Raw genomic sequence first — 25,088 nt, 5'->3', positions numbered from 1 at the left:
GGCATGCGGGTACGGATCCTGGGCTGCGGCGGGTCCGGCGGCGTGCCCATGATCGGCAACGTCTGGGGCGACTGCGACCCCAATGAGCCGCGCAACCGCCGCCGCCGCGCGTCCATCCTGGTGGAGACGGACGGCACCAGCGTGCTGATCGACACCGGGCCGGAAATGCGGGAGCAGCTGCTGGACGCGCAGGTCACCCGCATCGACGCCGTGGTCTACACCCACGCGCACGCCGACCACGCGCACGGTATCGACGACCTGCGCCAGGTCAACTGGATGAATCACAAGCCGCTGCCCGTCTATGCGGACACGGTGACCCTGAGCCAATTGCAGGAAAAGTTCGATTATTGCTTCAAGCCGCAGGACCGGCCGGACTGGTTCCCGCGCCCCTGCCTGGTGCCGCACACCATCACCGGCCCCTTCACCATCGGTGATCTGACCTTCATTCCCTTCCACCAGGACCATGGCCGCTTTCCCAGCATGGGCTTCCGCATCGGCGACTTCGCCTATTCCACGGATGTCGTGCATCTGGATGAGAAGGCCTGGGCCGTACTGGAGGGCGTGGACACCTGGATCGTGGACGCCACCCGCATCGAACCGCACCCGGTGCATGCCCATCTGGACCTGGCGCTCAGCTGGATCGAGCGGCTGAAACCCCGCCGCGCCTACCTTACCCACATGAACCACCAGATGGACTACCGCTCCCTGATGGCAATGCTGCCACCGGGGGTGGAGCCGGCCTACGACGGCCTGGTGCTGGAGATGGCGTGAACCATCCGGCACCAGACCGTCCTGGGGCGCCGCCTCAGTAGGCGACCTGGGCGCGGAAGCCCACGGCCTGGTAGCGCAGGCCGGCCTGGTTCTGCAGGGTGGCGCCGCTGAGCTTGCTGACGTCCACGATCTGGTAGTCGGCCATGAACTTCAGATGGTCGTTGGGGTACCAGTTCAGCCCCAGTTGAATGACATCTTGCTGGCCGCCCGCCACGCCGCCGGTCACCGACTGGGCCAGGAAACGCTGGACATGGCTGTTCAGGTTGATGTCGCTGTAGCGCGCCGCCACCTCGAACGCGCCCCAGTCGCCCGTCTCGGGATTGAACGGGTGGGCGACTTTGAGCCCGCTGAAGCCGCCGCGGGCCGACTGGTACAGGCGCGGCTCGCCCGTCAGCACCCAGGACGCGTCCACATAGGCGCCATGGAAGGTGAGGTCGGGCGTCTGGCTGGCACCGCCCAGGCCGGCCCCGGCTTGATGCTGGCGGTTGATGCCAATCTCCACATACTCCGCCTGGACCAGGAAGTTCTGGTAGCGCAGGCCCACTTCCGGGTTCCAGGTGTAGACGCCCGTCGCCGGCATGGAACCGGTGTTGATCAGCTTGCTGGTGTCCACCCGCAATTCCGGTTGCACCGACAGGGCCAGGTTCTGCGCCAGCCGGTTGCTGTCGTTCTGGTTCATGCTGAACACCTTGGACCCGCTGAAGCCCAGGTGGACGTCGTAGTCCTCGCCATAGACCGGGCGGCCCGCCACGCGCATCACGGCACCCGTCTGCTGCCCGTTGGAGGGCTGGGTGGTGGAGATGGCGGTGGTGACCGATCCGGTGGCGCCGACGGATGAGGTCGCGGTGGTGGTGGACTGGCCACCATATGCCTGGCCCGTCAGGAAGCCGGAGACGAAGAAGCGGTCCTGGTAATAGCGGGCGCCCACGGCGGCGCGGGCGTCGCCGGCGGCGATATTGCGCTCCACATCCATGATGGCCGGGCGTTCCATGAACATGAAGTCGTTGGAACTGGGCGCGTCCTGCAGGCTGATGTTGGGCTGCAGATACCCCAGCGCTGCCGTGAAGCCCTTGAAGGGCATATAGGCTAGGTTGGCCTCATACAGGTACTGGGTGTTCTGGCGGCCATCCGGCGACCCGCCGAAGTCGGGCGTGACCGTCGCCGTGACATCGCCATAGCGGAAGACGAAGGGAATGCGGATGCGGCGGGCGTTGACGCCATCGCCCAGATCCACGCCCGATCGCTTCACGCTGGCGTTGTCCTCGAAATAGGCCGCCGCGTCGAACTGCGCCTGCAAGCCGATCTGCAGCGTGCCCTTGCCGCCGAAGGCGGTGAAGGTGGGGCGGCCGCCAGCCATGGTGAAGCTGCCATTGTCGCCGCTGCTGGCCTCCAGCTTGGCGATGGTCTTGGCCTGGGTGGCCGCTTGCGCCGCGACCTGTTCCGCCTGGACCTTGGTTTCCGCCTGCGCCTTGGCGTCGGCGGCCTCGCGCGCCTCTAGCGCTTCCAATCGGGCCTGGATGGCCTGGCTGACCTTCATCTGCGCCTCCAGTTGGGCGCGCAGCCGTTGCACCTCTTGCGGGACGGTCTCAGCCGCGTGGGCGGGCAGGCCGGCCATCAGGCCACAGGCGGCGGTGAACAGGAACACGCCGGTTCGCCCGGGCCGGGACGTCCGCGTTTGCTTCGACATTTTGAGGAACCCTTCATCTGTATTCGATCGCACCTGATCGGGATGCAGGGCCAATTCTAGGCGCTATATTTATATCTTTATTGCGTCACGCTGATAGTATTTCGTGATCATCTGATAACGAGATCTTAATATCGGAAATAGTTATACGCCGCGCATATCGGAATACTCTGTTTCCGATATGGATCAAGGACCCATCAGCCTGGCAGACTCCAATCGCCCGGCTTGTCCATGGCAACCGGCATGCGCGGCGCGCGGTGCTGGGAAAAAATGCCAGCATTGCGAGTGTGCGTTGTGTCACACCGCCGTCATGGTAAAATCCCTGCCATCGACAAACGGTTCGGGTGCCCAAGAATGCGGCGTTCCGGTTCCTGTCTCTCCAGCCAGCGGCACGCCTGCGCCGTGATCGGCTTCCGTGTCTAAGGCTTCATCGATATCGGCATGAGCCAGCGCCGCCCCTGACACCGGCGGCCTCCTGACACATCCCCCCAATTCCACCCCATTCCGCCTGCCGGATGCCCCTTTGCCTGGGCGTCGGCAACGGCGGTACCGCGCCCGGACTCCGTCACGGATCCGGACCGGGCGCCCACATCAAGGTCCGTTGAACGAGGCTTCCATGCTGGAGTTCCCTTCCTGGGCGCTCACCACGCTTTATCTGGTGGGCGGCGTCCTGGGCGTGCTCATCCTGGCGTTTCTTACCGGTGCCGTCGTCTACATCCGCAACGATGCCGTGGGCATCGTGGAGAAGCTCTGGGCCCTGGGCGGCTCGGTTGAAGAGGGCTTCCTGGCGCTGGCGGGCGAAGCCGGCTTCCGGCCGGAAACGCTGCGCGGCGGATTTCATTTCTTCATGCCGCTGCAATACCGCGTGCACCGCGCCAACCTGGTGACGGTACCCCAGGGCAGCCTGGCCTACATCTTCGCCCGCGGCGGCCAGGCCCTGCCCAACGCCCAGGCGCTGGCCCGCTGGCCGGTCGGCGTAGGGGTAGAGAACGCCCGCGCCTTCGTGAGCCAAGGCGGCCAGCGTGGCCCCCAGCGCCGCATCCTGCGTGAGGGTGTCTACGCCATCAACACGGCGCAGTTCATCGTCTTCACGGAATCGGCCACCCACGCCGTGGTGCTGGGCGATGCCAGCGACGCGCGCGCCGTGGAGACCATGCGCGAGATGATCGAGGAGCGTAACGGCTTCCGCCCCCTGATCATCCGCGACCATGAGGACGCGGTGGGCGTGGTCACCGTCCACGACGGCCCCGCCCTGGACCATGGCGAGATCATCGCCCCCACCGTGGGCACTCACGCCGCCGATGGCGCCACCTTCCACAATTCCTTCCAGGATCCGGAGACCTTCCTGGCCGCCGGCGGCCGTCGGGGCCGGCAGGAACAGGTGTTGGTGGAGGGCACCTACTACATCAACCGCCTGTTCGCCACCATCGAGGTGCGGCCCAAGACCCAGGTGGAGATCGGCAATGTCGGCGTGGTGGTCAGCTTCACCGGCCCGCGCGGCACCGACGTGTCGGGCACGGATCATAAGCATGGCGAGCTGGTGCAGCAGGGCCAGCGCGGCGTCTGGCAAACGGCCCTGCATCCCGGCAAGTACGCCATCAACCCCTATGCTGTGAAGGTCAGCACGGTGCCGACCACCAACTTCGTCCTGCGCTGGATCGAGGGGCGCAGCGAGGCCCATGGCTTCGACGACAATTTGGCGGAGATCAAGCTGATCACCAAGGACGCGTTCGAGCCGGTGCTGCCCCTGTCCATCGTCGTGCACATCGGTTACGACGACGCCCCCTGGGTGGTGCAGCAGTTCGCGGACATCAAGAAGCTGGTGGAGCAGACCCTGGACCCCATGGTCAGCGCCTGGTTCAAGGACGCCGCGCAAAGCCGCACCCTGATCGAGCTGGTGAACCAGCGGGCCGAGGTGCAGCGCGAGGCCCTGGCCGCCATGAGCGCCCGGTTCGCCAAGTACCGCCTGAACGTGAAGGAGGTTATGATCGGCACGCCGCGCGCGGCCAAGGGCGACACCCACATCGACACCATCTTTGAACAGCTGCGCGCCCGCCAGGTCGCCCGGGAGAAGGTGGAGACGTATGAGAGCCAGCAGGTGGCGGCCGCCAAGGAACTGGAACTGCGCGCGGCCGAAGCCCGGGCGGCGGCGCAGGGCGACCTGACCAAGTCGTCGGTGTCCATCGAGGTGGCGCAGAACCACGGCCGCGCCGAGCTGGCCCGCAAGACGCAGGAGGCGGAGGCGACCAAGGTGATGGCCGAAGCGACCGCCATGCGCACCCGCACCGAGGGCCGCGCCGAGGCCGACCGTGTGGCCGCCATCGGCGACGCCAACGCCCAGGCGGCCAAGGCCCAGGTCGATGCCTTCGGTGGCGCGGAGATGGCCCTGTCCAAGGAGGTGGCCGCCATGCTGAGCGGCGCCATCACCCAGGCCAAGGTGCCGCTGGTGCCCACCGTGGCCATGGGCGGCGGCGAGGCCGGTCACGGCACCTTGGTGGACGCCCTGATCAGCCTGCTGATGGCCCAGGGCGGACTGGATCAGCTGGTGAAACAGCGCGGCAAGCAGCCGGAGACGGCGGTGTAAGCTCGGAACCAAGCTCAACTGGCAAGCGGGTTATTCGCTGACATTGCCAGTGTCGGCGGCGAAGCGTGGCTCTTCGTCGCCGATATGGCTTTGCGCCGAGTGTGGTGCGCCGGGTCAACGATGTCCGTTTGGGTATGTTTTCGGGGGAAGCCATTATCATCGGCTCCGTTTGATGGGGTCGGGGCGGCCATGGGCCGCCCCCGGGACCTTAGTTCGTCCTAGATTTGCGATAGACCACCATCAACGACCACTTCGGTGCCGGTGACATAGGCGCTATCCGAACCAGCGAGGAACAGGACCGCCCGAGCGACTTCTTCGGCGCCGCCGAAGCGATGCAGCGGAACCTTGGTGACGATGGCATCGGCGAAGGCCTTCACCGTAGCTTCGTCGAGACCGACCTTGCTGACGAACGGCGTGGCGATAGGACCTGGGCTGACGGCATTGACGCGAATGCCGCGCGGGGCGAATTCGGCGGCGAGCGACCGGGTCAAGGAGCGTACGGCGGCCTTGGTCGCCGAAAGGATCGACAGGCCTGGGGTACCGACTGCGTTCAGCCATGAGGTCGTGAGAACGATGCTGCCGCCCTCCACCAACAGAGGAGCCGCCTTCTGGATGGTGAAGAAAAGGCCTTTGAAATTGACGCCGAACTGCTCATCGATCTGCTCTTCGGTGACCGCTTCCAGCGGTGCCGCCAGGCCGAGACCGGCATTGGCATGAACGATATCGAGCTTGCCGTACCTCCGGGACACCGCCTGGATCACGCCGTCGATATCGGCCTGCTTCCGCAGATCGGCCGCGAGGACGAGGCCATTATCGCCGACGATCTTTCGGGCCGCTGCCAGACGCTCAGGATTGGTACCGACGGCGATGACCTCGGCACCCTCTGCGCGGAGAAGAGAAACTGTGGCGAGACCGATGCCGGACGTGCCCCCGGTGACGAGAGCAATTTTGCCATTGAACTTGGACATTGGAATTCTCCAGACTTTCGAATGTGTTACGAAGTCGGAGCGCGCGTTCCGTAAGAAGATGTATCGCTTTTCGAGGGCCTGCCCGACAAATGAGATGTTCTAGGCTCGCGCAATAGAATATCTTTAGCGGCATGCGAGCCCCAGAGCATCTCAACGCGCTTCGCGCCTTCGAAGCGGCGGCCCGGCACCTGAGCTTCGCCATGGCTGCCGACGAGCTGAACGTGACGCCGGCAGCTGTCGGTCAGCTCGTGCGGCGCCTTGAGCAGGTCATCGGGTTCGAGCTGTTCCATCGCTCACAATCGGGCGCAGCCAGGCTTGTCCTGACGGAGGCCGCTCAGGCTGCGCTACCGGAGTTGCGCGCCGGATTCGAGCATCTGGCAGGCGGGATGGCTCGGCTCCGCGCGGCGGGCGGGCGCAGACGCAAAGGCCTGACCGTTACCGTATCCTTCGCCTTCGGCGACAGATGGCTCATGCCCCGGCTCGACGGTTTCCGCCGCCGCTATCCGGCGTGCGAATTGCTCATCGACATGAATACGAATCTCAGCGATTTCTCGAAGGGCGATATCGACGTCGGTCTACGCTACGGCGCCGGAAACTGGCAGGGCCTGTCGGCGACATATATTACGCGCGATTCCTTTTTCCCGGTATGCAGTCCGGCCCTGATGGACGGCGCCCATCCACTGCGATCGCCCGAAGACCTGGCACATTTCCGGCTTATCCATGACGTGTCCCTGGCGTTGTTGCCTGATTTCAGAACCTGGCGCGACTGGTTCGAGAATATTGGGCGCGAGGCACCCGATACCTCGCGAGGTCTGCGGGTCAATGATTCCACCGCAGCCTACCGCCTCGCAGTTGACGGGGGCGGTGTCGCGCTGGGCCGGACCACTCTTGTTACCCAGGATTTGGTTGAGGGGCGCCTGGTGCGCCCCTTTGGGCCGACGCTGGAATCACCGCTGGCCTACTATGCGGTCTGTCGACCACAGGACTTCGATGATCCAATGATTGCTGCATTCAGAGATTGGCTCGTCGAGGAAGGGGCCAGGAGTGAGACCGATGGGAGGCCGCCTGGGCCGCGCTGACGCCCCCTCTTCGACAAGAGTCACTTCAATCTTGAATTCGGTGTGGGGTTGCGCACCAGGCCCGGAAATTTGAAGCGCGATGTCGCGGAAATGACTCTGAACCCGGGTATGGTCCGAGCCATCCTTGATGGCTCCGCGAAAACAGGGTCTTAGATGCGCTATTCCCGCTCCTTCTACCACTGCCTGTGCCTGACGGCCGCCTTCTTCTTCGCCGCCCAGCCGGTGGCGTGGGCGTGGAGCGGCCACGCCCTGTGCACCTGGGATGCGGTGGGGACGATGCCGCAGGTGGTCGGCCACAGCGTGCCGGCCGAGGCACTGACCACCTTCCTGGCCATGGAGGCGGCGGCCTTGCCCAAGGTGCTGGAGGAGGAGGAGCAGTGGGCGCGAACCAATGTGCCCTTCTATGCCCCCCGACCGGATGCCCTGGCATTCAAGGCGGCGGACGGGGCGGAGCCGGTGGCGCTGAAGCAGGCCTTCGTCCATGCCATCCGCGTTAACGAGGACGTGCCCTTCGCGCTCTATGTGCAGCACCCACCTGGTACGGTCGCGGCGGCGGGCCGGGAGATGGCGTGGTCGGCGCTCAGCATCCTGAAGGACGCCGGCGACATCGACCAGAAGCGGATGGAGCGGGTGGAGGAGGGGGAAGCGCTGAGCGTGGCCGACGTGATCGCCACCGCCACCGACGAGCCCGATTTCGGCCTGGATATCGGCCTGTTCCAGGACAATGGCCAGAAGCAGGGGGCGCTCTACAATTTCGGTCCACAGCCCTTCGGCAATCCGCTGCTGGACTATGGCAGCCAGGCGCCCTTCCATATGGGCTTCTATCACGAGGCCGGCATCCTCTATAAGGCCGCCCCCTTCCTTCAGCACACCTACCCGGAGGCGCGGGTCCATTTGTACATGACCCTGTCGCGCTTCGCCTTCGCCCAGGGCCATCCCTACTGGGGTTGGCGCTTCGCCGGATGGGCCGCCCACTATGTCCAGGACATGGCGCAGCCCTACCACGCCCGCGTCCTGCCGGGGGTCGGAACGGTTTCCATGCTATGGACCAGCGTGCTGGATAAGGTGGGGGTGCATGGGCCCAGGATCGCGGCCCTGAACCGCGTCACCAACCGCCACACGGCGCTGGAAAACTACCAGAAGAACCGCATGACCGCCGCCCTGGCCCAGGGCGACAAGGACGACCCGCTGGTGGCCGCCCTGCGCGACACCAGCGGCGACGCGACCGTGCAGCGGCTGCAACCCACCACCCTGCGCGATGTCAGCAGCGTGCAGTCGGTGGCCGCGGCCGACGCGCTGGACGCCCAGGTGGAGCGCAGCTTCCCCGCCCGTTACGTCTCGGATGCCGCCACCATCCTGGATGGCAAGGACGCCGACCTTTACGCGCTGTCCCGCCAGGCCCCGGCGGCAGAGCAGGCCAAGCTGGCCGGCCTGGTGGCCGACCGCATGCGCCAGGCCGGCCGCGACACGCGGGCGGTCATCCGCGCGGTGGCGCCGGACGGGACCGAAGCCGCCCAGCGCTGAGAGGGTCACCTACGCTTGCGCTTGGTTCCTGCATGGCGGCCTCGGCCGTCAGACGCGGCCGTAACTGTCTTCCAGGCGGACGATGTCGTCCTCCCCCAGGTAGGGACCGGACTGGACCTCGATCAGGTTCAGCGGGATCTTGCCGGCGTTCTCCAGCCGGTGGGTACAGCCCAGCGGCAGGTAGATGGATTCGTTTTCCCGCACGATGTGGGTTTCGCCGTCGCGGGTGACGGTGGCGGTGCCGTTCACCACCACCCAATGCTCCGCCCGGTGGAAATGCTTCTGCAAGGAGAGCTTGTGCCCCGGCTTCACCGTCAGGCGCTTCACCTGGAAACGCTCTCCCTCATGCAGGGTCTGGTAATAGCCCCAGGGGCGGTAGACGCGGGGGCGGGCCAGCGCCTCGCGCCGGTTGCCTCTCTTCAGGGTGGCGACAATGCCCTTCAGGCCATCCATGCGGTCCTTGTTGGCCACCAGCACGGCGTCCGGCGTCGTGACGACGATGACGTTGTCCATGCCCAGCACGGTGGTCAGGATGCCGTCGGTGCGGACATAACTGCCCGTGGTATCCTCCAGCACCACGTCGCCGTGCAGGAAATTGCCCTTGTCGTCCACGGGCAGCACATCCAGCAGGGATTTCCAGGAGCCGACGTCGCTCCACCCGATGCTGCAGGGCACCACCGCGGCATGGGCCGTGCGGGCGAACAGGGCGTCGTCGATGGAGATGGAGGGCGCCCTGGCGAAGCTGTCGGCGTCCAGGCGCTGGAAGTCCAGATCACCGGCGCGCCGCTCCACCGCCTCGCGCACCGCCTCGATCAGCTTGGGCTCGAACCGGCCCAGTTCCTCCACCAGGCGGTCGGCGCGGAACAGGAACATACCGCTGTTCCAAAGGTGCTGGCCGCCCGCGAGGTAGTCCTCCGCCGTGGCGCGATCCGGCTTTTCCACGAACTCCGCGACCCGGAAGCCACCGGCGCACCCCGCCAATCCGTCCCCCTTGCGGATGTAGCCATAGCCCGTCTCCGCCCGCGTCGCCTCGATGCCGAAGGTGACGAAGGCGCCATCGACCGCCGCCGGGATGGCGATATCCAGCGCCGCGCGCCAGGCGACCTCATCCACGATGGAATGGTCGGCCGGCAGGACCAGCATCAGCCGGTCGGGCCGTGTGGTGGCGGCGACCACGGCGGCGGCGGCGATGGCCGGCGCCGTGTTGCGGGCCGCCGGCTCCAGGAACAGGCTGTCCAGTTGCAGGTCGATGTTGCGCGCCTGCTCCGCCACCACGAAGCGGTGCTCATGACTGGCGATGATCATGGCCGGCCCCAAGCCCGCCTGATGGCAGCGGTGCAGGGTCTGCTGCAACAGCGACATCTCGCCCGTCAGGGGCAGGAACTGCTTGGGGTAGAGCTCGCGCGACAGCGGCCACAACCGCGTTCCGGAGCCACCCGATAAAATCAGCGGAAGTATCTGCGCCTTGTCCATGACGTCCCCTGGCCAAATTCCGCCACCCGGTACCATTCGCACCCCGGGGCCGCACCCTGGGTGAGAATAATTACATTTTGGTGGCGGTGCGTGATTTACGGCGTATGGTCGCGACCCAATTGATTCTTAATCAAGCTGCAGCCTGACAATGATCTATTCCGAAGACCATATTTTCCAACGGCCAAAACGTACTTGATTATTGATCCGCGGAAACGGGGGTTGGGCATGGCCAACAACATAGGCGGTTCCAGCGGGATTCAAGCCTCGATCCAGCAGCGTCTCCAGGAAATCACGGCGGAATTCCTCAACCACCTTCCATGCGTATTGATGAGATCGCGCACGCGGCGGCGGCGTTCCGGAACCGCCCGGCACCGTTCCGGTTTCCTGAATGGTAGCCACACAATTATGGGCCTGCCGCCCGGTTCGCGTCGGCGCTATCTACCATCCGACGGACGGCACCAAAACGCCAGCCGGGATCACAGGAGACGGACCATGGGTTTGCTGGTTGAGGGTGAGTGGCGCGACGTCTGGTATGAGACTAAGTCGACGGGCGGCCGCTTCGTGCGCAAGGACAGCGCCTTCCGCAACTGGGTCACGGCCGACGGATCCACCGGGCCCAACGGGGACGGGGGCTTCAAGGCGGAAGCCGGCCGCTACCACCTGTACGTCAGCCTCGCCTGTCCCTGGGCCCACCGCACCCTGATCATGCGAACGCTGAAAGGGCTGGAAGACGCCATCAGCGTCTCCGTCGTGCATTGGCGCATGCTGGAGGAGGGGTGGACCTTTGCCGAGGGGCCGGGCACGGTGCCCGATACGGTGAACAACGCCCGCGTGCTGTACCAGGTCTACCAGGCGGCCGATCCGCGCTACAGCGGCCGGGTCACGGTGCCGGTGCTGTGGGACAAGCAGCAGCGGACCATCGTGAACAACGAGTCCTCCGAGATCATCCGCATGTTCAACGGCGCGTTCGACGGCGTGGGCGCCAAGCCGGGCGATTATTATCCCCAGGCGCTGCGGCCGGAGATCGACGCGCTGAACGCCCGCATCTACGACACCGTCAACAACGGCGTCTACAAGGCGGGCTTCGCCACCACCCAGGCCGCCTATGAGGAGGCCATCGGCCCCCTGTTCGAGACCCTGGACTGGCTGGACGACCGCCTGGCCAGCCGCCGATTCCTGACCGGCGACCATGTGACGGAGGCGGACATCCGCCTGTTCACCACCCTGGTGCGCTTCGATCTCGTCTATGTCGGCCATTTCAAGTGCAACATCCGCCGCATCGCCGACTACACCAACCTTTCCGCCTACCTGCGCGACCTGTACCAGCTGCCGGGCGTGGCCGGCACGGTCAACCTGGCGCACATCAAGGGCCACTATTACGAAAGCCACCGTTCCATCAATCCCACCGGCATCGTGCCCGTGGGGCCGGCGTTGGACTATGGCAAGCCGCATGGCCGGGAACGGGTGTCGCCTGGCGATCCACTGCCAGCCTGAGAAAACAAGCCCGCCGACATCGGCGGTGCCTTGCATCCGCGTGCGTCGACAGGATTGCCGTCCCCATCGCAGGATAGTGGCACCCCGACGACGCCGCTGGACCCATGCCTGCCATTCCCCACGCCGACCGCACCTTCGCCGCCTTCCTGTTCGACATGGACGGCACCCTGATCGACAGCATCGCATCCGCCAATCGGGCATGGTCCCGCTGGGCCCTGCGCCACGGCCTGGATCCGGCGCCCCTGCTGGCCACTATGCATGGCGTGCGCGCGGTGGAAACCATCCGCCGCTGGGCGCCGCCCGGCACGGACGTGGAAGCGGAGGTGGCCCAGCTGACACGGGATGAGATCGACGACGTGGCGGGCACGGTGGCCATCCCTGGCGCACCAGCCTTCGTGGCGGACCTGCCGGCCGCGCGCTGGGCGGTGGTGACCTCGGCCCCGCGCGCCCTGGCCCATGTGCGCCTTATGGCCGCCGGACTGACCCCGCCGCCGGTCATGATCACCGCCGATGATGTCAGCCAGGGCAAGCCGGCGCCCGACCCCTTCCTGTTGGCCGCCCGCCAGTTGGAAGTGGCGCCGCGGGATTGCCTGGTGTGGGAGGATGCGCCCGCCGGTATCACGGCGGGGGAGGCGGCCGGCGCCGCCGTGGCCGTCATCACCGCCACGCACCACCAGCCCCTGGAAACCAGACACCCGCTGGTGCCCAACTATGAGCCGCTGAAAGCGACGGTGGCGGCCGATGGACGCCTGCGGGTCACCGCACGCAATTGATTAGGCCCAAAGCCCAGGGCCCTTCTTGATGATCAGGTCGGCCAGGGCCGACGGCGCGCCCTGCAGCCGGCGGCTGCGACCCAGCACGACGAACTCCACCTCCCCCAAGGGGGGCAGGGCGGCGCGGTCGTCGACCTCCACCAGGTCGGATCCCGGTGCCCGCATCAGCAGGGGCGACTGCGCCATCACGCCCAGGCCCGCCTGCGCACCCGCGCGCAAGCCGGCCAGCGTTTCGCTGGAACAGGCGACGAACCAGGGCCGACGGGCGCCGTTCAGGGCCTCCATCGCCAGGGTGCTGGTGATGGAGGCGTTGGGGTAGAGCACCAGGGGCACGGCTTCGTCCGCGCCCAGCGCCAGGTCTCGGTGGGCCAGCCAGGCCAGACGTTCGCGGTGGATCAGCGTGCCGCGATCGTCGCCCGGCTGGCGCTTGGCGAACACCAGGTCCAGCCGGCCGGCGTCCAGCTTCTGGTACAGCAGGCTGGTCAGGCCCACCGTCAGCTCCACGCTCAAAGTCGGATTGGCGCGACCCACGTCGCGCAGCAGGTCGGCCAGGCGCGTAAGGGTCAGGTCGTCCGAGACCCCCAGGCGCACGCGGCCGCGCGGCGCGCTGTCGGTGAAATAATCGGCCGCCTGCCGGCTGAGGCCCACAATATCGCGCGCCAGTTCGGCCAGCACGGTGCCATCGGCCGTCAGCACCACGGTGTGGGTGTCGCGCTCGAACAACTGCCGGCCGCAGGCGGCCTCCAGCCGGCGGATATGCTGGCTGACGGTGGACTGGCTGATGCCCAGGGCCGCCCCCGCCGCCGTGAAATGCCGCGCGTCGGCCACGGCCAGGAAGGTCCGCAGTTGATTGAGATCGAACACCGTCATTCCGTCCAATAATAACTGTTATTTCTGCACATCGTCCGGTGCCTTAGCCATATTGGGTGTGTCGGGACCAAGTCATTGGAATTAATGACAGGCCACCCGGCGGCAAATCGTCCCAGAAGATCACAGCAGCCCCGACCCTCTTTGAAAATCATCCTCTGGTATGAGCCGGGGTGAGGGGCCAGCCGTGCCTTGCCCGAGGTATCCGTCATGACCGACTTCACCAGGCGCAACATCATCGCGGCCGGCGCCGTGGCCGCGGCGGCCGCCGCCGCGAACTCCGCCGGCGCCGCCACCTTCGGCAATCCCGATCGGCCGGCCCAGGGCCGCGTCAACCTGTCCAACCCCATCGCCGGGCAGGAGCCGGGGCCACAGAACCCGGCGCTGGCCAGCCAGTTCCCGTCCTTCCAGGACCCGCCCGCCACCGACGTCGCCGGCATGGACCTGTTCTGGGCTTCGTTCAACAACGCCCACAAACGCATCCAGGACGGTGGCTGGGCGCGCGAGGTGACCCAGGCCGACTTCGCCATTTCCGAGGCGGTGTCCGGCGTGAACATGCGCCTGGGGCCGGGGGGCGTGCGCGAGCTGCATTGGCACCAGCAGGCGGAATGGGCGGTGATGACCGACGGCAAGTGCCGCGTCACCGTCATCGACGCCGACGGCCGGCCAGCCGTGCGCGATGTGAAGGAGGGTGATCTCTGGTACTTCCCGCCCGGCCTGCCACATTCCCTGCAGGGCATCGGCACCAGCGGGGCCGAATTCACCCTGGTGTTCGACAACGGCCGCGCGTCGGAGTTCAACACCCTGCTGCTGACCGAGTGGATGGCCCACACCCCGCCCGAGGTGCTGGCCGAGAATTTCGGCCTGCCGCAGAGCGCCTTCAAGAACATCCCGGTCGACGACCTGTGGATCTACCAAGCCAAGGATCCCATCCCGCCGCTGGAGGAGGTGCAGAAGGCCGTGCGCTCGCCGGATGGTGAGCCGGAGTTCGAGTTCACCTTCTCCATGGGCACGATGAAGCCCACCCGCGTCACCAAGGGCGGTTCGGTCAAGGTGGTGGACACCCGCAACTTCCCGGTCAGCAAGACCATCGCTGCCGCCCTGGTCACCATCAAGCCCGGCGGCCTGCGGGAGTTGCACTGGCACCCCAACGCCGACGAGTGGCAGTACTATCTGAAGGGGCAGGGCCGCATGACGGTGTTCAACACCGGCCCCCGCGCCCAAACGGCCGACTTCCGCCCCGGCGACCTGGGCTACGTGAAGAAAAGCTTCGGCCATTACGTCCAGAACACCGGCACCGAAGACCTGGTGTTCCTGGAAATCTTCAAGGCCGATCGCTTCCAGGAGGTCTCGCTGGCCCAATGGCTGGCCTGTACCCCGCCGGAACTGGTGGCCCAGCACACCAACATGGATCCCAACCTGATCCGGCAGTTCAACAAGGCCCGCTGGGACATCCTTCCGGCCTGAGGCCGATAGCCCCTCTTTGCCCTCCCACGAACTTGCCGCCGACATCCAGGGGCCCTGTGTCGCCCCGAACCGTCGGCGGCCTTTTGGGATGCATGATCATGCATAGCGTGCTGCCCGCCTGGCGCCAGGTCCTGCTGTTCCAGTCCCCCCGCCAGCTGGCCTCCCATGGGGCCGGCACCCTGGCGACCATCGCGGCCGGCTTTTTCCTGTTCATCGGGCTGCCGCGGCTGATGGGCCATGGCGCCATCCCGCCCGACATCCTGGCGGGGACGCTGGCCTTCGCCATCGCCATCTCCCTGCGCATCCCCTATGAGGTGCAGCCGGTGCGGTGGTGTGTCAGCAGCGCCTATCCCGGCCTGTTCGCGGACAGGGCCGCCGTGATCCTGGCCGGCATCGACTACCTGCCGGTGGAACGCGCGGGCGGCCGGACCCTTTATCGCCTGGCCTCCGGCCCGTCGCTCCCCTGGTTGCGCTGGCGGGAATGCAGGGTAGAGGTGCGCGTGCATGGCGCCGACGTCACCATCATCGGCGCCCGTATCGCCGTGCGCCACCTGCGTCGCGCCTTGAAGAGCGCATGACGTTTCAGGCGTGCCTGGCGTCTCAGCCGTGGTTGTAGCGGGACACGGCCTCGCGCACGCCCAAGGCCTCCGCCATGCGCACCAGGTCGGCCAGCGATTCCGCCTCCATCTTGCGCATCAGGTTGCCGCGATGGATTTTCACCGTGATCTCGCTCAGCGCCAGCCGGCCGGCGATCTGCTTGTTCATCAGGCCGGCGGTGACCAGGCCCATCACATCGCGCTCACGCCCCGTCAGGCCGTCATATCGGGCGCGCAGCAAGGCGCTTTCGTTCCGCTTGGCCCGCCGCTCACGATCGCGAGCCACCGCCTCGGCTATGGCCCGCAGCATGTCGTCTTCCTCGAAGGGCTTGGGCAGGAAGGTGACGGCGCCGGCCTTCATGGCGCGCACCGTCATGGGAATGTCGCCATGGCCGCTGATCAGGATGACGGGCAGGTGGCTGTCGCTGCCCAGCAACTGGTCCTGGAAATCCAGGCCGTTGGCGTCACCCAGCTGGACATCCAGCACCAGGCAGGCGGCGGCGTCGGCGGCGTCGCAGGTCAGGAAGGCGTCGGGGCTGGCAAAGGTGCGCACGGCATAGCCGCAGGACCTCAGGAAGCTTTCCAGCGAGCCTCGCACCTCCGCATCATCATCGATGACGCAGATGAGGCTTTCCGCCGATGCCGCAACCGACCCTGTCATTTGCCCATCCCCTGTCGCTTGGCTACATGCCCCGGTGGCTTAATCACCCGAGAGGACAGCCGTTCCCGTGCCCATCATCCATGGGCCCGCACCGCGCCCTGGGCCATCATATCAAGGTATAGGATTAATTTTTAACCATCCTCGGGCGGCCTGGATGAGTGCGCGCTCGGAGAGGTATCTCTAAACGTCATAGTTGTAAAAACTGTCCAGCTCGGCTATCAATGACGCGAGCAACCGGCTGATAGGGACAGCTCGTCGACATGCAGTGCCTTCTGCCCCGCTGGCGCCAGGTCCTGATCTTCCAGTCGCCCCGCCAGCTATTGAGTCATGGCGCCGGCACCCTGGGTGCTGCCACCGCTGGCCTGCTGGCTTTTGACGGCCTGCTGCAGCTGTTCGGCTATGGGCCGCTGCACGCCGACGTCATCGTGGGCACCTTGATCGGCAGCCTCGCAGGATCCTTGCGCGCACCTTATGAGGTTCTGCCGTTCCAGTGGCGGCTGATAACGACAACCCCCGCCATCGCCGCCGCCAAGGCCGCCGGCGTCCTGGCCGGCATCAAGTATCACCCGGCGGAACGCGGCGGCGGCCGCACCCTCTACCGCCTGGCCGTGCCCTGGTACCTGGCTTGGCTGGAGTGGCGGGAAAGTGCGGTGGAGGTGCGCGTCGATGGTTCGGACATCACGATCACCGGCGCCCGCATCGCCGTCCGGCGCCTGCACCAGGCGCTACAGGATATCGACATCGCGAGGGAAGGGGAGCCTGCCATTTGATGTCATTGGGCAGAGCATTAAAAAATTAAGTAAATTTAGAATTCGATAAATATTAACAGAATATAATGCGTTTTTCTTTCTAATAAACAACAAGACCAAACAGAAAAACTCGCCATAGATGGCGCCGCCAGCCGCGGCACCTGCGATGAAAAGCATCCATCCGCCTTTAAGGCCACCGGCGCGCACTGCCGGCGGCGCTCATCATGCTTGTTTGGGGGAAGTCATATGGGAAACCTGAGCACTCACATCTTGCCCGTATTGCGGGGCATGCCCGACGGGCCGTTCCGGGGGCCGCTGCTGACCGGCTTTTCAAGCCATCCCGCGGCGTTCGCCACCATAGAACATGGGTTCACCGCCCTGACCGCGCGCCAGCAGGACGCCGAGGTCCTGCGCCGGTTCTTCGCGAGTTGGAGCCAGACAAACAACAGCGCCATGACGGTCGCCGGCATCAGCAATCGATTGACCCTGAAGCTGCATCGCGGCGAACCGGTGATCGACTCCCACGCCCTGCTGCAAAGCCTGGTTGCCCTGCACCGCATCATCGATGAAGACCTGGCGGTGACGCACAAGGTTCTCCATTCGCAGCTGTTCCATACCATGGCGACCAGCATCGTCGGTGACGACGCCTGGCTGCAGACCCGCTACATCGACCCGACCGCCGCCGATTTCAAGAAGTGGAAGGACCATATGTCCTTGCGGGAGCCTGACGTCGCGCTGGGCTTGCTGACCACGCTGACGCACGAGATCTACACCCATGGGGAGGTCGAGTTCATCCTGCCGCTGTTCAAGCGCTGGCTGATCGACCAGTACCATTACACCGAAGAGGACACCGCCCGGCCGCTGCGCTGGATCACGGTGCATTGCGGCGGCACCGAGAAGAATCACTTCTTCCACGCCGTGAACACCCTGACGCATTACGCCCGGGCGGTGGAGGTTGACTGGACGGCCTATGATCTGGAAGGGATCATAGGCCAGTATCTGCAGAGGAAGGCCGCCGTCCTCCACGCCCTGTTCCCCACGGCCGGCTGACGTCTGGCACGGACCTGATCGAAACAGGCGGCGCCGGAGAGGCGATGGCGCCACCATCCCGATACCGCTTCAGCAAGCGCCATACCTGACGCTCGCTCAAGCCCAGAACAGCCGCCGCTGACGACACCGTCAGACGGCCGCCAACCACATCCCCCAGAAACTCCACCCGCCGAACTTCCCGGTCGCTCATCACCACCCAGCCCACCGCAGCCTCCCACGTCGGACACAGCCAACCGGAAGACTGACAGTTCTACTTTGCACAGGCCTGACATTTTAACTTTGCGCCTACATACGAAAAACCGATAACATACGTTATGGAAATAATGCTCAGATTGCCTGGTCGGCCGGTACCGGGCTCAACGCCTTGGCTTGGCGCATGACGACCAAGGTCTTGAAGGTGCGGACGTTTTCGTCATTCAGCAAGATGCGCCGAGTCAGATCGTCGTAGCCTTCCATGTCGCGGGCGACGATGCGCAGCGCGAAATCATGGTCGCCGGTGACGTACCAGGCCTCCACCACCTCCGGCACGGCGGCGATCTTGCGCATGAACTGGTCGATGACGTGCCCGCTGCCGGCATCGGTGGCGCGGCCGCTGTCACGCTCCAAGGTCACCAGCACCACCATGGTTAAAGGCCAGCCCAGTGTGCGCGGCCGGACGATGGCGACCTCACGCTCGATGGCGCCGATCTCACGCAGGCGCCGGACGCGGCGGTAGCACGCCGGCCCCGACAGGCCCACCCGCTCCGCCAGCACCGGCATGGGCAAGCGGGCGTCACCTTGCAGCTGTTCCAGCAGCTTGGCGTCGATGGCATCCAGGTCGGGCGATATCAACATGGCCTCATGCACCGCTTTCGCGATAAAAATTATCATGGATCAACAATAATTGACACGTTTGGACGGACCAAACCGCTAAACTAGGGCAGCGCTTGAAGTCTCAAGCATCCAAACATCCTTCCTCGATCACAGTCCCATGTCCCACGACACAACCCTGCCGCCGTCCCTGCCGGGGGCCGCCCGCCTGTCCCCACTGCTGCCCATGGCAGCGTTGTTCGCCGCCATGGTGTCGGTCACCACGGGCGCGTCCATCGCCAAGACCCTGTTCCCGGTGACGGGCCCGCAGGGCACCACGGCCCTGCGCCTGACGACGGCGGCCCTTATGCTGACCCTGCTCCTGCGGCCTTGGCGCCTGCGGCTGACGCGGAACAGCTGGCGGCCACTGCTGGTTTACGGCGGGGCCATGGGGGCGATGAATTTCCTGTTCTACCAGGCGCTGCAGACCATACCGGTGGGCGTTGCCATTGCGGTCGAGTTCACGGGGCCGCTGTGCCTGGCGCTGCTGTCATCCCGCCGCCGGGTCGATTTCCTGTGGATAGGCTTGGCGGTGGGGGGGCTGGCGTTGCTGCTGCCGCTGGAGAGGGCGGCGGCGCAGCTGGACCCGTACGGTATCGCCTGCGCCCTGGGGGCGGGCGTGTTCTGGGCGCTGTACATCGTCGCCGGCAAGAAGGTGGGCGGCGCCCACGGCACCCAGGCGACGGCGGCGGGCACGCTGATCGCCGCCACCCTGGTGCTGCCCATCGGCATCGCGCAGACCGGGGCGGCCACCCTGTTCCAGCCGGGCATCCTGGGTAGCGCCTTCATGGTGGGAGCCCTGTCCAGCGCCCTACCCTACACGCTAGAAATGTTCGCGATGCGCCGCCTGCCGGCCCAGACCTTCAGCACGCTGACCAGCGCGGAGCCGGCGGTGGGCGCCCTGATGGCCATGATGCTGCTGGGCGAGGCGCTGTCGCCCCTCCACTGGCTCGCCATCGCCACCATCATGGTGGCCTCCATCGGCGCCACGCTCAGCGCCCGCCGGCCAACAGCCCCCGTGATGCCGGAATGAAGCCAGCGGCGGCCACCAGGGCCGACAGCCGGTCATCGGGCGCGGCCGCCAGCAGCAGAAGGGCGGCATAAGGGTCGCCCCGCAGCTTCAGCACCTGCGCGAAGGCGGGTTCGGTCTTCATTCCCCCCAGCCGGGCCGCCATGACGGCGGCGCGCAGGGCCAGGCCGCCCAGGGACAGCAGGCGGGCCTCCACCATGAAGTGCCGCCATCCCGCCTGCGTCTCCACCGGCTCGGGACTGCCGAAAACCTCGAAGGCCCAGCCGTGGGCCCGGAAACGAGCGATGACCGGCCGCGGCGCCCGCCGCCATTGATACAGGGTGAAACCTTCCCAGTCCGCGCCCACGGTCCATAGCGCCGCGGCAAGGGCGGTCGCGTCCCGGGCGTGGCACAGGATGTCGATGTCACTGGATGGCAGGTCAAGGCCCAGGGGCGGCGTGCCCGCCACACGTGGGTTGAACGCCGCCAAGGTCTTCATGAGGCCGGTCAGCGCCAGCGCCTCCTCATAGGACGGCTTTTCCATCCAGCGATTGTGCCACATGGCGCCACCCTCCGTCGGCCTCAGGCCGCTGGCTTGCGGCAATAGTCGGCCAGGGTGTAGGCAGCGCGGATGTCATAGGGGCGGCTGGGCTTCAGGATGAATTCACTGGCGCCATAGCGGACGGCGCCATCGGGCCCGCCGGCCTGGGGATGCCAGTCATAGGTATAACCCAAGCGGGTCCAGGGCGCGCCGCCCTCGACATAGTTCACGCGCATGTTGCGGGCGAACCAATCCCAATAGCCCTGCTTCTCCAGGCAAGCGGCGTCGCCGGCGGCGCAGTTGGGCCGGGCCACGGTGGATGAGGTGTCCAGGGTGCAGTGGGCGGTCGTCACGTCGGTGTCCGGACACGGGCGGGCCAGCGCCTCGGGCGCCACCCACATCTCCACCACCTCGGAATAATCGCGGGACGGGTCCAGGCCCAGATACTGTTTCACCCGTTCGGTTTTGGCCGTGGCGTCGCCAACGGCACCGGCGCAAAACTCCTGCAGCTGCGGCACGGCCGTCACCCACATGGTGCCCCAGCTGTCGGGCGAAGTGCCGCCGGCCTTGCCAGCGTAGTACTTCTCATAGGCCGACGCCGCCATGGTCGAGGCCACCAGCACCTGGCGCCCGTGCGGCCCATCACGCCACACCAGTTTGGCCCAGGATGTCTGGGGGGCGTCGGGCGCGATGCGCACCAGCTCCGGCCCGATCAAGTCCGGCCGCGCCACGGCGGCCGCGTTCAGGGAGCGGGCGAAAAGCTGGGCCGGCGTGGCGCTGGTGCCCTGCCCGGCCGTTCCCGCGCCATCCGTTCCTTGTCCGGTGGCGGCGCAGCCCGCCAGCACCGACAGGGCCACCGCGCCCATGATCAAATTCATCCGCATCCCAGCCCCCGGGGGTTAAAGCCACTGAAGCCAGATATGCCGGAAAGCGGGCCGGTCCGCAACCTATACGGAATTCATTCTTACAATATACCCGCTAAGAGGGAGCGGCCGCCAGCACCTGCCGCTCTTCCAGGATGCCGCGGATCTTGGCCGCCAGTTCGTCCATGGCGAAGGGCTTCATCACCATGTCCATGCCCGGTTCCAGGAAATCGCCGCGTACGGCGGCGTTGGCGGCGTACCCCGTGACGAACAGAACCGGCAGGTTGGGCCGCCGCCGGCGCGCGATCTCCGCCAATTGCCGGCCATTCAAACCCGGCAAGCCGACATCGGTGATCAGCAGATCGATCTGGCTGGAGGATTCGATGACGCTCAGCGCACCGCGCCCATCGGCCGCGTGCAGGGCGGTGTATCCCAGTTCCTGCAGCACATCCAGGACCAGCAGCCGCACGGAATCGTCATCCTCAACCACCAGGACGATCTCCCCAGCCCCTTCCGGGGTTTCGCCCATGCCGGCAAAGCCGCCATCCTGGGCGTTGGCGCCACCATCGCAGGGCAGGTACAGGATGATGGCCGTGCCGCGCCAGGGCTCGCTGTCGATGCGCACGTGGCCGCCCGTCTGCTTCACGAAACCATAGATCATGGACAGGCCCAGGCCCGTGCCCTGGCCGATGGGTTTGGTGGTGAAGAAGGGATCGAAGGCCTTCGCCACCACATCGGGCGGCATGCCCATGCCGGTATCGCTGACCCGGATCATGACATAGTCGCCGGGCGACAGGCCGTCATGCCGGTTGGTGTAGGACCGGTCCAGGGTGGCGCGGCTGGTCTCGATGGTCAGGATGCCGCCGTCGGGCATGGCGTCGCGCGCGTTGATCGCCAGGTTGAGGATGGCGCTTTCCAGCTGGTTCACGTCACTGCGGGCTGCCGTCAGGTTCTCCGCCACGGTGATGCGCAGCTCGATCTGCTCGCCCAAAGTTCGGCGCAGCAGATCCTCCATGGACCGCACCAGGCCGTTGACGTCGATGGGCTTGGGGTCCAGCGACTGCCGGCGCGAGAAGGCCAGCAGGCGGTGGGTCAGGGCCGCCGCGCGCTGGGCCGAGGCCATGGAGGCGTCCATGAAACGGTCCAGGTCGTTCAGCCGGCCCTGGGAAATGCGGCGACGCACGATGTCCAGGCCGCCGATGACGCCCATGAGCATGTTGTTGAAGTCGTGCGCCAGCCCACCGGTCAGTTGGCCCACGGCCTCCATCTTCTGGGCCTGGCGCAGCTGCTCTTCCGTCTGGCGCAGCATGTCGGCGCGCTGCTTGTCCTCGGTGATGTCGCGGCCATAGGCGTAGACCAGATCGCCTTCCTTGGACGTGTTCCAGGAGATCCAGCGCAGGCTGCCGTCCTTGTGCAGCTGGCGATTCTCGAAATTGGTCAGGTTCTGGTCATGTAGGGCGCCCATCAGCGCCTCCGCCGTCGCCACCACGTCGTCGGCGTGGACGAAGTCCTGCACCTGACGGCCTGCCACCTCATCCGTTTCATAGCCCAGGATGGCGGTCCAGGAGGGGCTGACCGCCCGGCAGATGCCGTCGGCGCCGATGATGACCAGCAGGTCGCGGGAGTTGTTCCAAACGCGGTCACGCTCCCGCGTGCGTTCCTCCACCCGCGCCTCCAGCGTCTCCGCGAACTGGCGCAGCTTTGCCTCCGCGTCCTTTGACGCGGTGATGTCGTAGATCACGCCGATGAAGCGGCTGCCGGATCCCTGGCGGCCTTCGCGGTCACGCTTGCCGTCGCGGCGGTGCTCTCCTCGCTGGGCCAGCCAGCGGATCTCCCCCGTGTCAGGCCTGCGGATGCGGAACTCGCGATAGGGAGGCGCCGTCTCCCCGCCTTCCAGGCTGGTGATCAGGGGGGCGTCATCGGCCAGCACCACGGCGTTGACGGTGCGCACTGGCAGGGCCGTGGTCGGGTGCAGGCCCAGCAGGCGGCAGAACTGTTCAGATACGGATACGGTGCCGAAGCCGCTGATGTACTCGAACGTGCCCACGCCGCCGGCCGTCTGGGCCACGCGCAGTTGCTCCTCCACCCGCTTCTGCTCGGTGATGTCGGCCAGCACCCCGCGGAAGCGGCGCACCGTCCCGTCGGCGGTGCGGTCGGCCCCCCCGCGGGCCGAGACCCAGTGCACCGTGCCGTCGCGGCCCACCACCCGGTAGTCCTTGGCGAAGATGTCGGCGCCATGCATCACCCCGGCCACGGCAATGCGGATGCGCATGCGGTCATCGGTATGGATGGAATCGAAGAAGGCGTCGGTGGACAGGCCATTGCCGGTAGCCACCGGATCCAGGCCGTACAGCTCGGCGAAGCGGGCGTCGGCGTAAAGCCGGCCATCGGCCACATCCCATTCCCAGGCCCCGGCGGTGCCGCCCACGGCCTGGGCCAGGCGCGCCCGTTCCTTGGCGTTGGCCAGCGCCTGGCGGCTGGCGGCCAGCTCGGCCTCCACCTCCATGCGCGCAAGGTCCACGGTCTGGTCGCAATGGGTCCACAGGAAATAGGGCGTGGCGCCCTGGCCGTCCACCACCGGGGTCAGGCGCAGCCGGTCCCAGAAGATGGTGCCATCCTTGCGCATCACCCGCAGATCGGCCGTCAGCGGCCGGTCGGCGGCCAAAGCCTCCTCGATCCCGGCCAGGATGGCCGGGTCGGCATCGGCGGCGGCCAGGAAGCCGAAGGGCCGGTTGGCCAGGCCGCTGAAGGCGTGGCCGGTCAGGCGTTCGAACGCGGGGTTGGCGAAAACCAGCGGCTCGCCCGGACGGCGATGGTCGGTGATGGTCAGGGGCATGCCGGATTGGACCAGCGCGTCCAGCAGCGGACCGCACAGCGCCCGCACCTCCGGCAAAACCCCGCCGTCCCGCTCCATCACGATCACAGCCTCCGCTCGGCCGCTCATGCCCGCCCCCTTCCCCCGGCGCCAGGGGCAAGACCATCAGTGGGCATCGCCACCATCCGTGCCCACCACCCGCGCAATGAATTCGCCAATCAGCTCCTTCAGCGACTGCAACGACGGCAGATCCATCAGCATGGCGATATAGCCCCGGATGTCCCGGCCGCTGATGGCGAAATTGATGTACAGGAACAGGACGACGCCGTCGTCATCGTGCTTTTCCGCCAGTTCGAACAGGATCTGCCCATCGCCGCGCAGCACCTGCGGCAACGACATGGTCAGGGGCCGCTGCAGGATATTGGCCATGGTGGCCAGGCAACCGTTCAGAACGACGTTGCCCGTCTCGGCCAGGGCCTCCTCCTCGATGTCCACCATCTCCGTCCGCGACAGCTCGTCCTGGGTGACGGCGCGGACCAGTTCCAGGCTATTGGACTCAGGGAAGATCAGCAGGGCGCGGCCGTTGAAGGCGCCGGAGAAGTCCTGGCGAACGGCCACCAGTTCATCGCTTTCCCGCTCCTGGATCAGGGTGGCGGCCAGCTTGCGCCCCACCACCTCCACCGACGGCACTGACAGCGTCACCTGGTTGCCCACCATCTTGCGCAGGCTGACGGCCGCGCGGCTGACACCGATGTTGACCAGTTCGGTCAGCGCGTCGTTCTCCAACTCATCCAGGATATGGGGGGTTTGGTTCATCCGTGCACCGCGCGCAGCTTCAAGGCTGCGCCGGACAGGAAATCCCGGATCCCGTCTTCGGTGATGGGCTTGCTGACGAAGGTGGCGTTGGCCGCGCGGGCGCGGGCGATCACCTCGTCCTGCACGTTGGCGGTCGCGAGCGCTATGGGCATGTCCGGGTAGCGATGTCGCATATGCTCCGCCAATTCCAATCCATTTCGGCCGGGCATGTTGAAGTCCAGAATGGCGAGATCGACCTGACCATCGCGCAGGACGGCCAGCGCCTCGTCGGCGTTGCTCGCCTCGACCTTTGTCCAACCGGGCTGCAGCGCCGCGATAGCCTTGGCCACGACGATGCGCGCTAGCTTGCTATCATCGACGATTAAGACCGTAGTACCCATTTCAACCATCCCGCCCAAGTCATCCAATCTGCCTATTGTCGTCACCAGCAAGTTATCGGTCTTTTCGCACCCGGC

Annotated in this window: 23 protein-coding genes; 11 read left to right on the top strand and 12 right to left on the bottom strand. The window is 66.3% G+C overall.

Features of this window, described 5'->3' with window-relative positions; genetic code table 11:
• Positions 1–3: 3 nt before the first annotated feature.
• On the top strand, positions 4–771 hold the full coding sequence (locus tag Y958_RS17890) for an MBL fold metallo-hydrolase (protein ID WP_088873325.1): 768 nt from the start codon (positions 4–6) through the stop codon (positions 769–771).
• A 34-nt stretch (positions 772–805) separates the two neighbouring features.
• On the opposite strand, the gene Y958_RS17885 is transcribed toward Y958_RS17890, so the two are convergent.
• On the bottom strand, positions 806–2,458 hold the full coding sequence (locus tag Y958_RS17885; protein WP_088873324.1) for an OprO/OprP family phosphate-selective porin: 1,653 nt from the start codon (positions 2,456–2,458) through the stop codon (positions 806–808).
• 613 nt (positions 2,459–3,071) lie between these two features.
• Here Y958_RS17885 and Y958_RS17880 point away from each other — a divergent pair.
• Positions 3,072–5,039, top strand: a complete 1,968-nt coding sequence (locus Y958_RS17880; RefSeq protein ID WP_088873323.1) for an SPFH domain-containing protein — start codon at positions 3,072–3,074, stop codon at positions 5,037–5,039.
• A 218-nt stretch (positions 5,040–5,257) separates the two neighbouring features.
• Here Y958_RS17880 and Y958_RS17875 read toward each other — a convergent pair whose 3' ends face one another.
• On the bottom strand, positions 5,258–6,007 hold the full coding sequence (locus Y958_RS17875; RefSeq protein ID WP_088873322.1) for an SDR family oxidoreductase: 750 nt from the start codon (positions 6,005–6,007) through the stop codon (positions 5,258–5,260).
• Positions 6,008–6,138: 131 nt separating this feature from the next.
• On the opposite strand from Y958_RS17875, the gene Y958_RS17870 reads away from it, so the two are divergent.
• Both Y958_RS17870 and Y958_RS17865 read left to right on the top strand, forming a co-directional pair.
• Complete coding sequence (locus tag Y958_RS17870; protein ID WP_088873321.1) at positions 6,139–7,086, top strand: LysR substrate-binding domain-containing protein; 948 nt, start codon at positions 6,139–6,141, stop codon at positions 7,084–7,086.
• Between the two features lie 153 nt (positions 7,087–7,239).
• The gene (locus Y958_RS17865; RefSeq protein ID WP_088873320.1) at positions 7,240–8,610 is read left to right on the top strand and encodes a phospholipase; all 1,371 of its coding nucleotides are present in this window, start codon (positions 7,240–7,242) and stop codon (positions 8,608–8,610) included.
• 48 nt (positions 8,611–8,658) lie between these two features.
• On the opposite strand, the gene Y958_RS17860 is transcribed toward Y958_RS17865, so the two are convergent.
• Complete coding sequence (locus tag Y958_RS17860; RefSeq protein WP_088873319.1) at positions 8,659–10,083, bottom strand: mannose-1-phosphate guanylyltransferase/mannose-6-phosphate isomerase; 1,425 nt, start codon at positions 10,081–10,083, stop codon at positions 8,659–8,661.
• A gap of 492 nt (positions 10,084–10,575) precedes the next feature.
• Here Y958_RS17860 and Y958_RS17855 point away from each other — a divergent pair, with 492 nt between their 5' ends.
• Positions 10,576–11,577 (top strand): glutathione S-transferase family protein, encoded by a 1,002-nt coding sequence (locus Y958_RS17855; protein ID WP_088873318.1) that lies wholly within the window; start codon positions 10,576–10,578, stop codon positions 11,575–11,577.
• Between the two features lie 104 nt (positions 11,578–11,681).
• Entirely contained in the window at positions 11,682–12,350 is a 669-nt protein-coding gene (locus Y958_RS17850; RefSeq protein ID WP_088873317.1) for an HAD-IA family hydrolase, read from the top strand.
• On the opposite strand, the gene Y958_RS17845 is transcribed toward Y958_RS17850, so the two are convergent.
• A complete protein-coding gene (locus tag Y958_RS17845) occupies positions 12,351–13,220 on the bottom strand; it encodes a LysR family transcriptional regulator (protein WP_211098601.1) in 870 nt (289 codons plus the stop codon). It abuts the gene before it with no gap.
• 207 nt (positions 13,221–13,427) lie between these two features.
• On the opposite strand from Y958_RS17845, the gene Y958_RS17840 reads away from it, so the two are divergent.
• Positions 13,428–14,684: a cupin domain-containing protein gene (locus Y958_RS17840; protein WP_088873316.1), complete on the top strand. Its 1,257-nt coding sequence runs from the start codon at positions 13,428–13,430 to the stop codon at positions 14,682–14,684.
• 98 nt (positions 14,685–14,782) lie between these two features.
• On the top strand, positions 14,783–15,262 hold the full coding sequence (locus Y958_RS17835) for a hypothetical protein (protein ID WP_145727835.1): 480 nt from the start codon (positions 14,783–14,785) through the stop codon (positions 15,260–15,262).
• A 22-nt stretch (positions 15,263–15,284) separates the two neighbouring features.
• Here the strand turns inward: Y958_RS17835 and Y958_RS17830 are convergent, their stop codons facing one another.
• Complete coding sequence (locus tag Y958_RS17830; RefSeq protein ID WP_088873314.1) at positions 15,285–15,941, bottom strand: response regulator transcription factor; 657 nt, start codon at positions 15,939–15,941, stop codon at positions 15,285–15,287.
• A 260-nt stretch (positions 15,942–16,201) separates the two neighbouring features.
• On the opposite strand from Y958_RS17830, the gene Y958_RS17825 reads away from it, so the two are divergent.
• Together Y958_RS17825 and Y958_RS17820 are read left to right on the top strand one after the other, a co-directional pair.
• Positions 16,202–16,711 (top strand): hypothetical protein, encoded by a 510-nt coding sequence (locus tag Y958_RS17825; RefSeq protein ID WP_088873313.1) that lies wholly within the window; start codon positions 16,202–16,204, stop codon positions 16,709–16,711.
• 225 nt (positions 16,712–16,936) lie between these two features.
• Complete coding sequence (locus Y958_RS17820; protein WP_145727836.1) at positions 16,937–17,740, top strand: hypothetical protein; 804 nt, start codon at positions 16,937–16,939, stop codon at positions 17,738–17,740.
• On the opposite strand, the gene Y958_RS33040 is transcribed toward Y958_RS17820, so the two are convergent.
• Together Y958_RS33040 and Y958_RS17810 are read right to left on the bottom strand one after the other, a co-directional pair.
• Complete coding sequence (locus tag Y958_RS33040; RefSeq protein ID WP_145727837.1) at positions 17,676–17,930, bottom strand: helix-turn-helix domain-containing protein; 255 nt, start codon at positions 17,928–17,930, stop codon at positions 17,676–17,678. The two genes, Y958_RS17820 and Y958_RS33040, sit on opposite strands and share 65 nt — an antisense overlap.
• 137 nt (positions 17,931–18,067) lie before the next feature.
• Complete coding sequence (locus tag Y958_RS17810) at positions 18,068–18,574, bottom strand: Lrp/AsnC family transcriptional regulator (RefSeq protein WP_088873310.1); 507 nt, start codon at positions 18,572–18,574, stop codon at positions 18,068–18,070.
• A 136-nt stretch (positions 18,575–18,710) separates the two neighbouring features.
• On the opposite strand from Y958_RS17810, the gene Y958_RS17805 reads away from it, so the two are divergent.
• Positions 18,711–19,622 carry an EamA family transporter gene (locus Y958_RS17805; protein ID WP_088873309.1) on the top strand — a complete coding sequence of 304 codons (912 nt, stop codon included), beginning with the start codon at positions 18,711–18,713 and terminating at the stop codon, positions 19,620–19,622.
• On the opposite strand, the gene Y958_RS17800 is transcribed toward Y958_RS17805, so the two are convergent.
• The 5 genes from Y958_RS17800 to Y958_RS17780 form a co-directional block, all read right to left on the bottom strand.
• Positions 19,582–20,160, bottom strand: coding sequence for a DUF4269 domain-containing protein (locus Y958_RS17800; protein ID WP_244909444.1), 579 nt, complete (start codon positions 20,158–20,160; stop codon positions 19,582–19,584). The two genes, Y958_RS17805 and Y958_RS17800, sit on opposite strands and share 41 nt — an antisense overlap.
• Positions 20,161–20,180: 20 nt before the next feature.
• Positions 20,181–21,023: a hypothetical protein gene (locus Y958_RS17795; RefSeq protein ID WP_145727838.1), complete on the bottom strand. Its 843-nt coding sequence runs from the start codon at positions 21,021–21,023 to the stop codon at positions 20,181–20,183.
• Positions 21,024–21,117: 94 nt separating this feature from the next.
• Positions 21,118–23,946 carry a hybrid sensor histidine kinase/response regulator gene (locus tag Y958_RS17790; protein ID WP_088873307.1) on the bottom strand — a complete coding sequence of 943 codons (2,829 nt, stop codon included), beginning with the start codon at positions 23,944–23,946 and terminating at the stop codon, positions 21,118–21,120.
• Between the two features lie 36 nt (positions 23,947–23,982).
• Positions 23,983–24,633 (bottom strand): chemotaxis protein CheX, encoded by a 651-nt coding sequence (locus tag Y958_RS17785; protein ID WP_088873306.1) that lies wholly within the window; start codon positions 24,631–24,633, stop codon positions 23,983–23,985.
• The gene (locus tag Y958_RS17780; protein WP_088874067.1) at positions 24,630–25,013 is read right to left on the bottom strand and encodes a response regulator; all 384 of its coding nucleotides are present in this window, start codon (positions 25,011–25,013) and stop codon (positions 24,630–24,632) included. Before Y958_RS17780 ends, Y958_RS17785 begins: the two co-directional genes overlap by 4 nt.
• Positions 25,014–25,088: the final 75 nt, after the last annotated feature.

Source organism: Nitrospirillum viridazoti CBAmc (assembly GCF_000730165.1).
Lineage (GTDB): Bacteria > Pseudomonadota > Alphaproteobacteria > Azospirillales > Azospirillaceae > Nitrospirillum > Nitrospirillum viridazoti.
The sequence above is the reverse complement of the archived record's forward strand: the minus strand, read 5'-3'. Positions and strand labels throughout refer to the sequence as shown.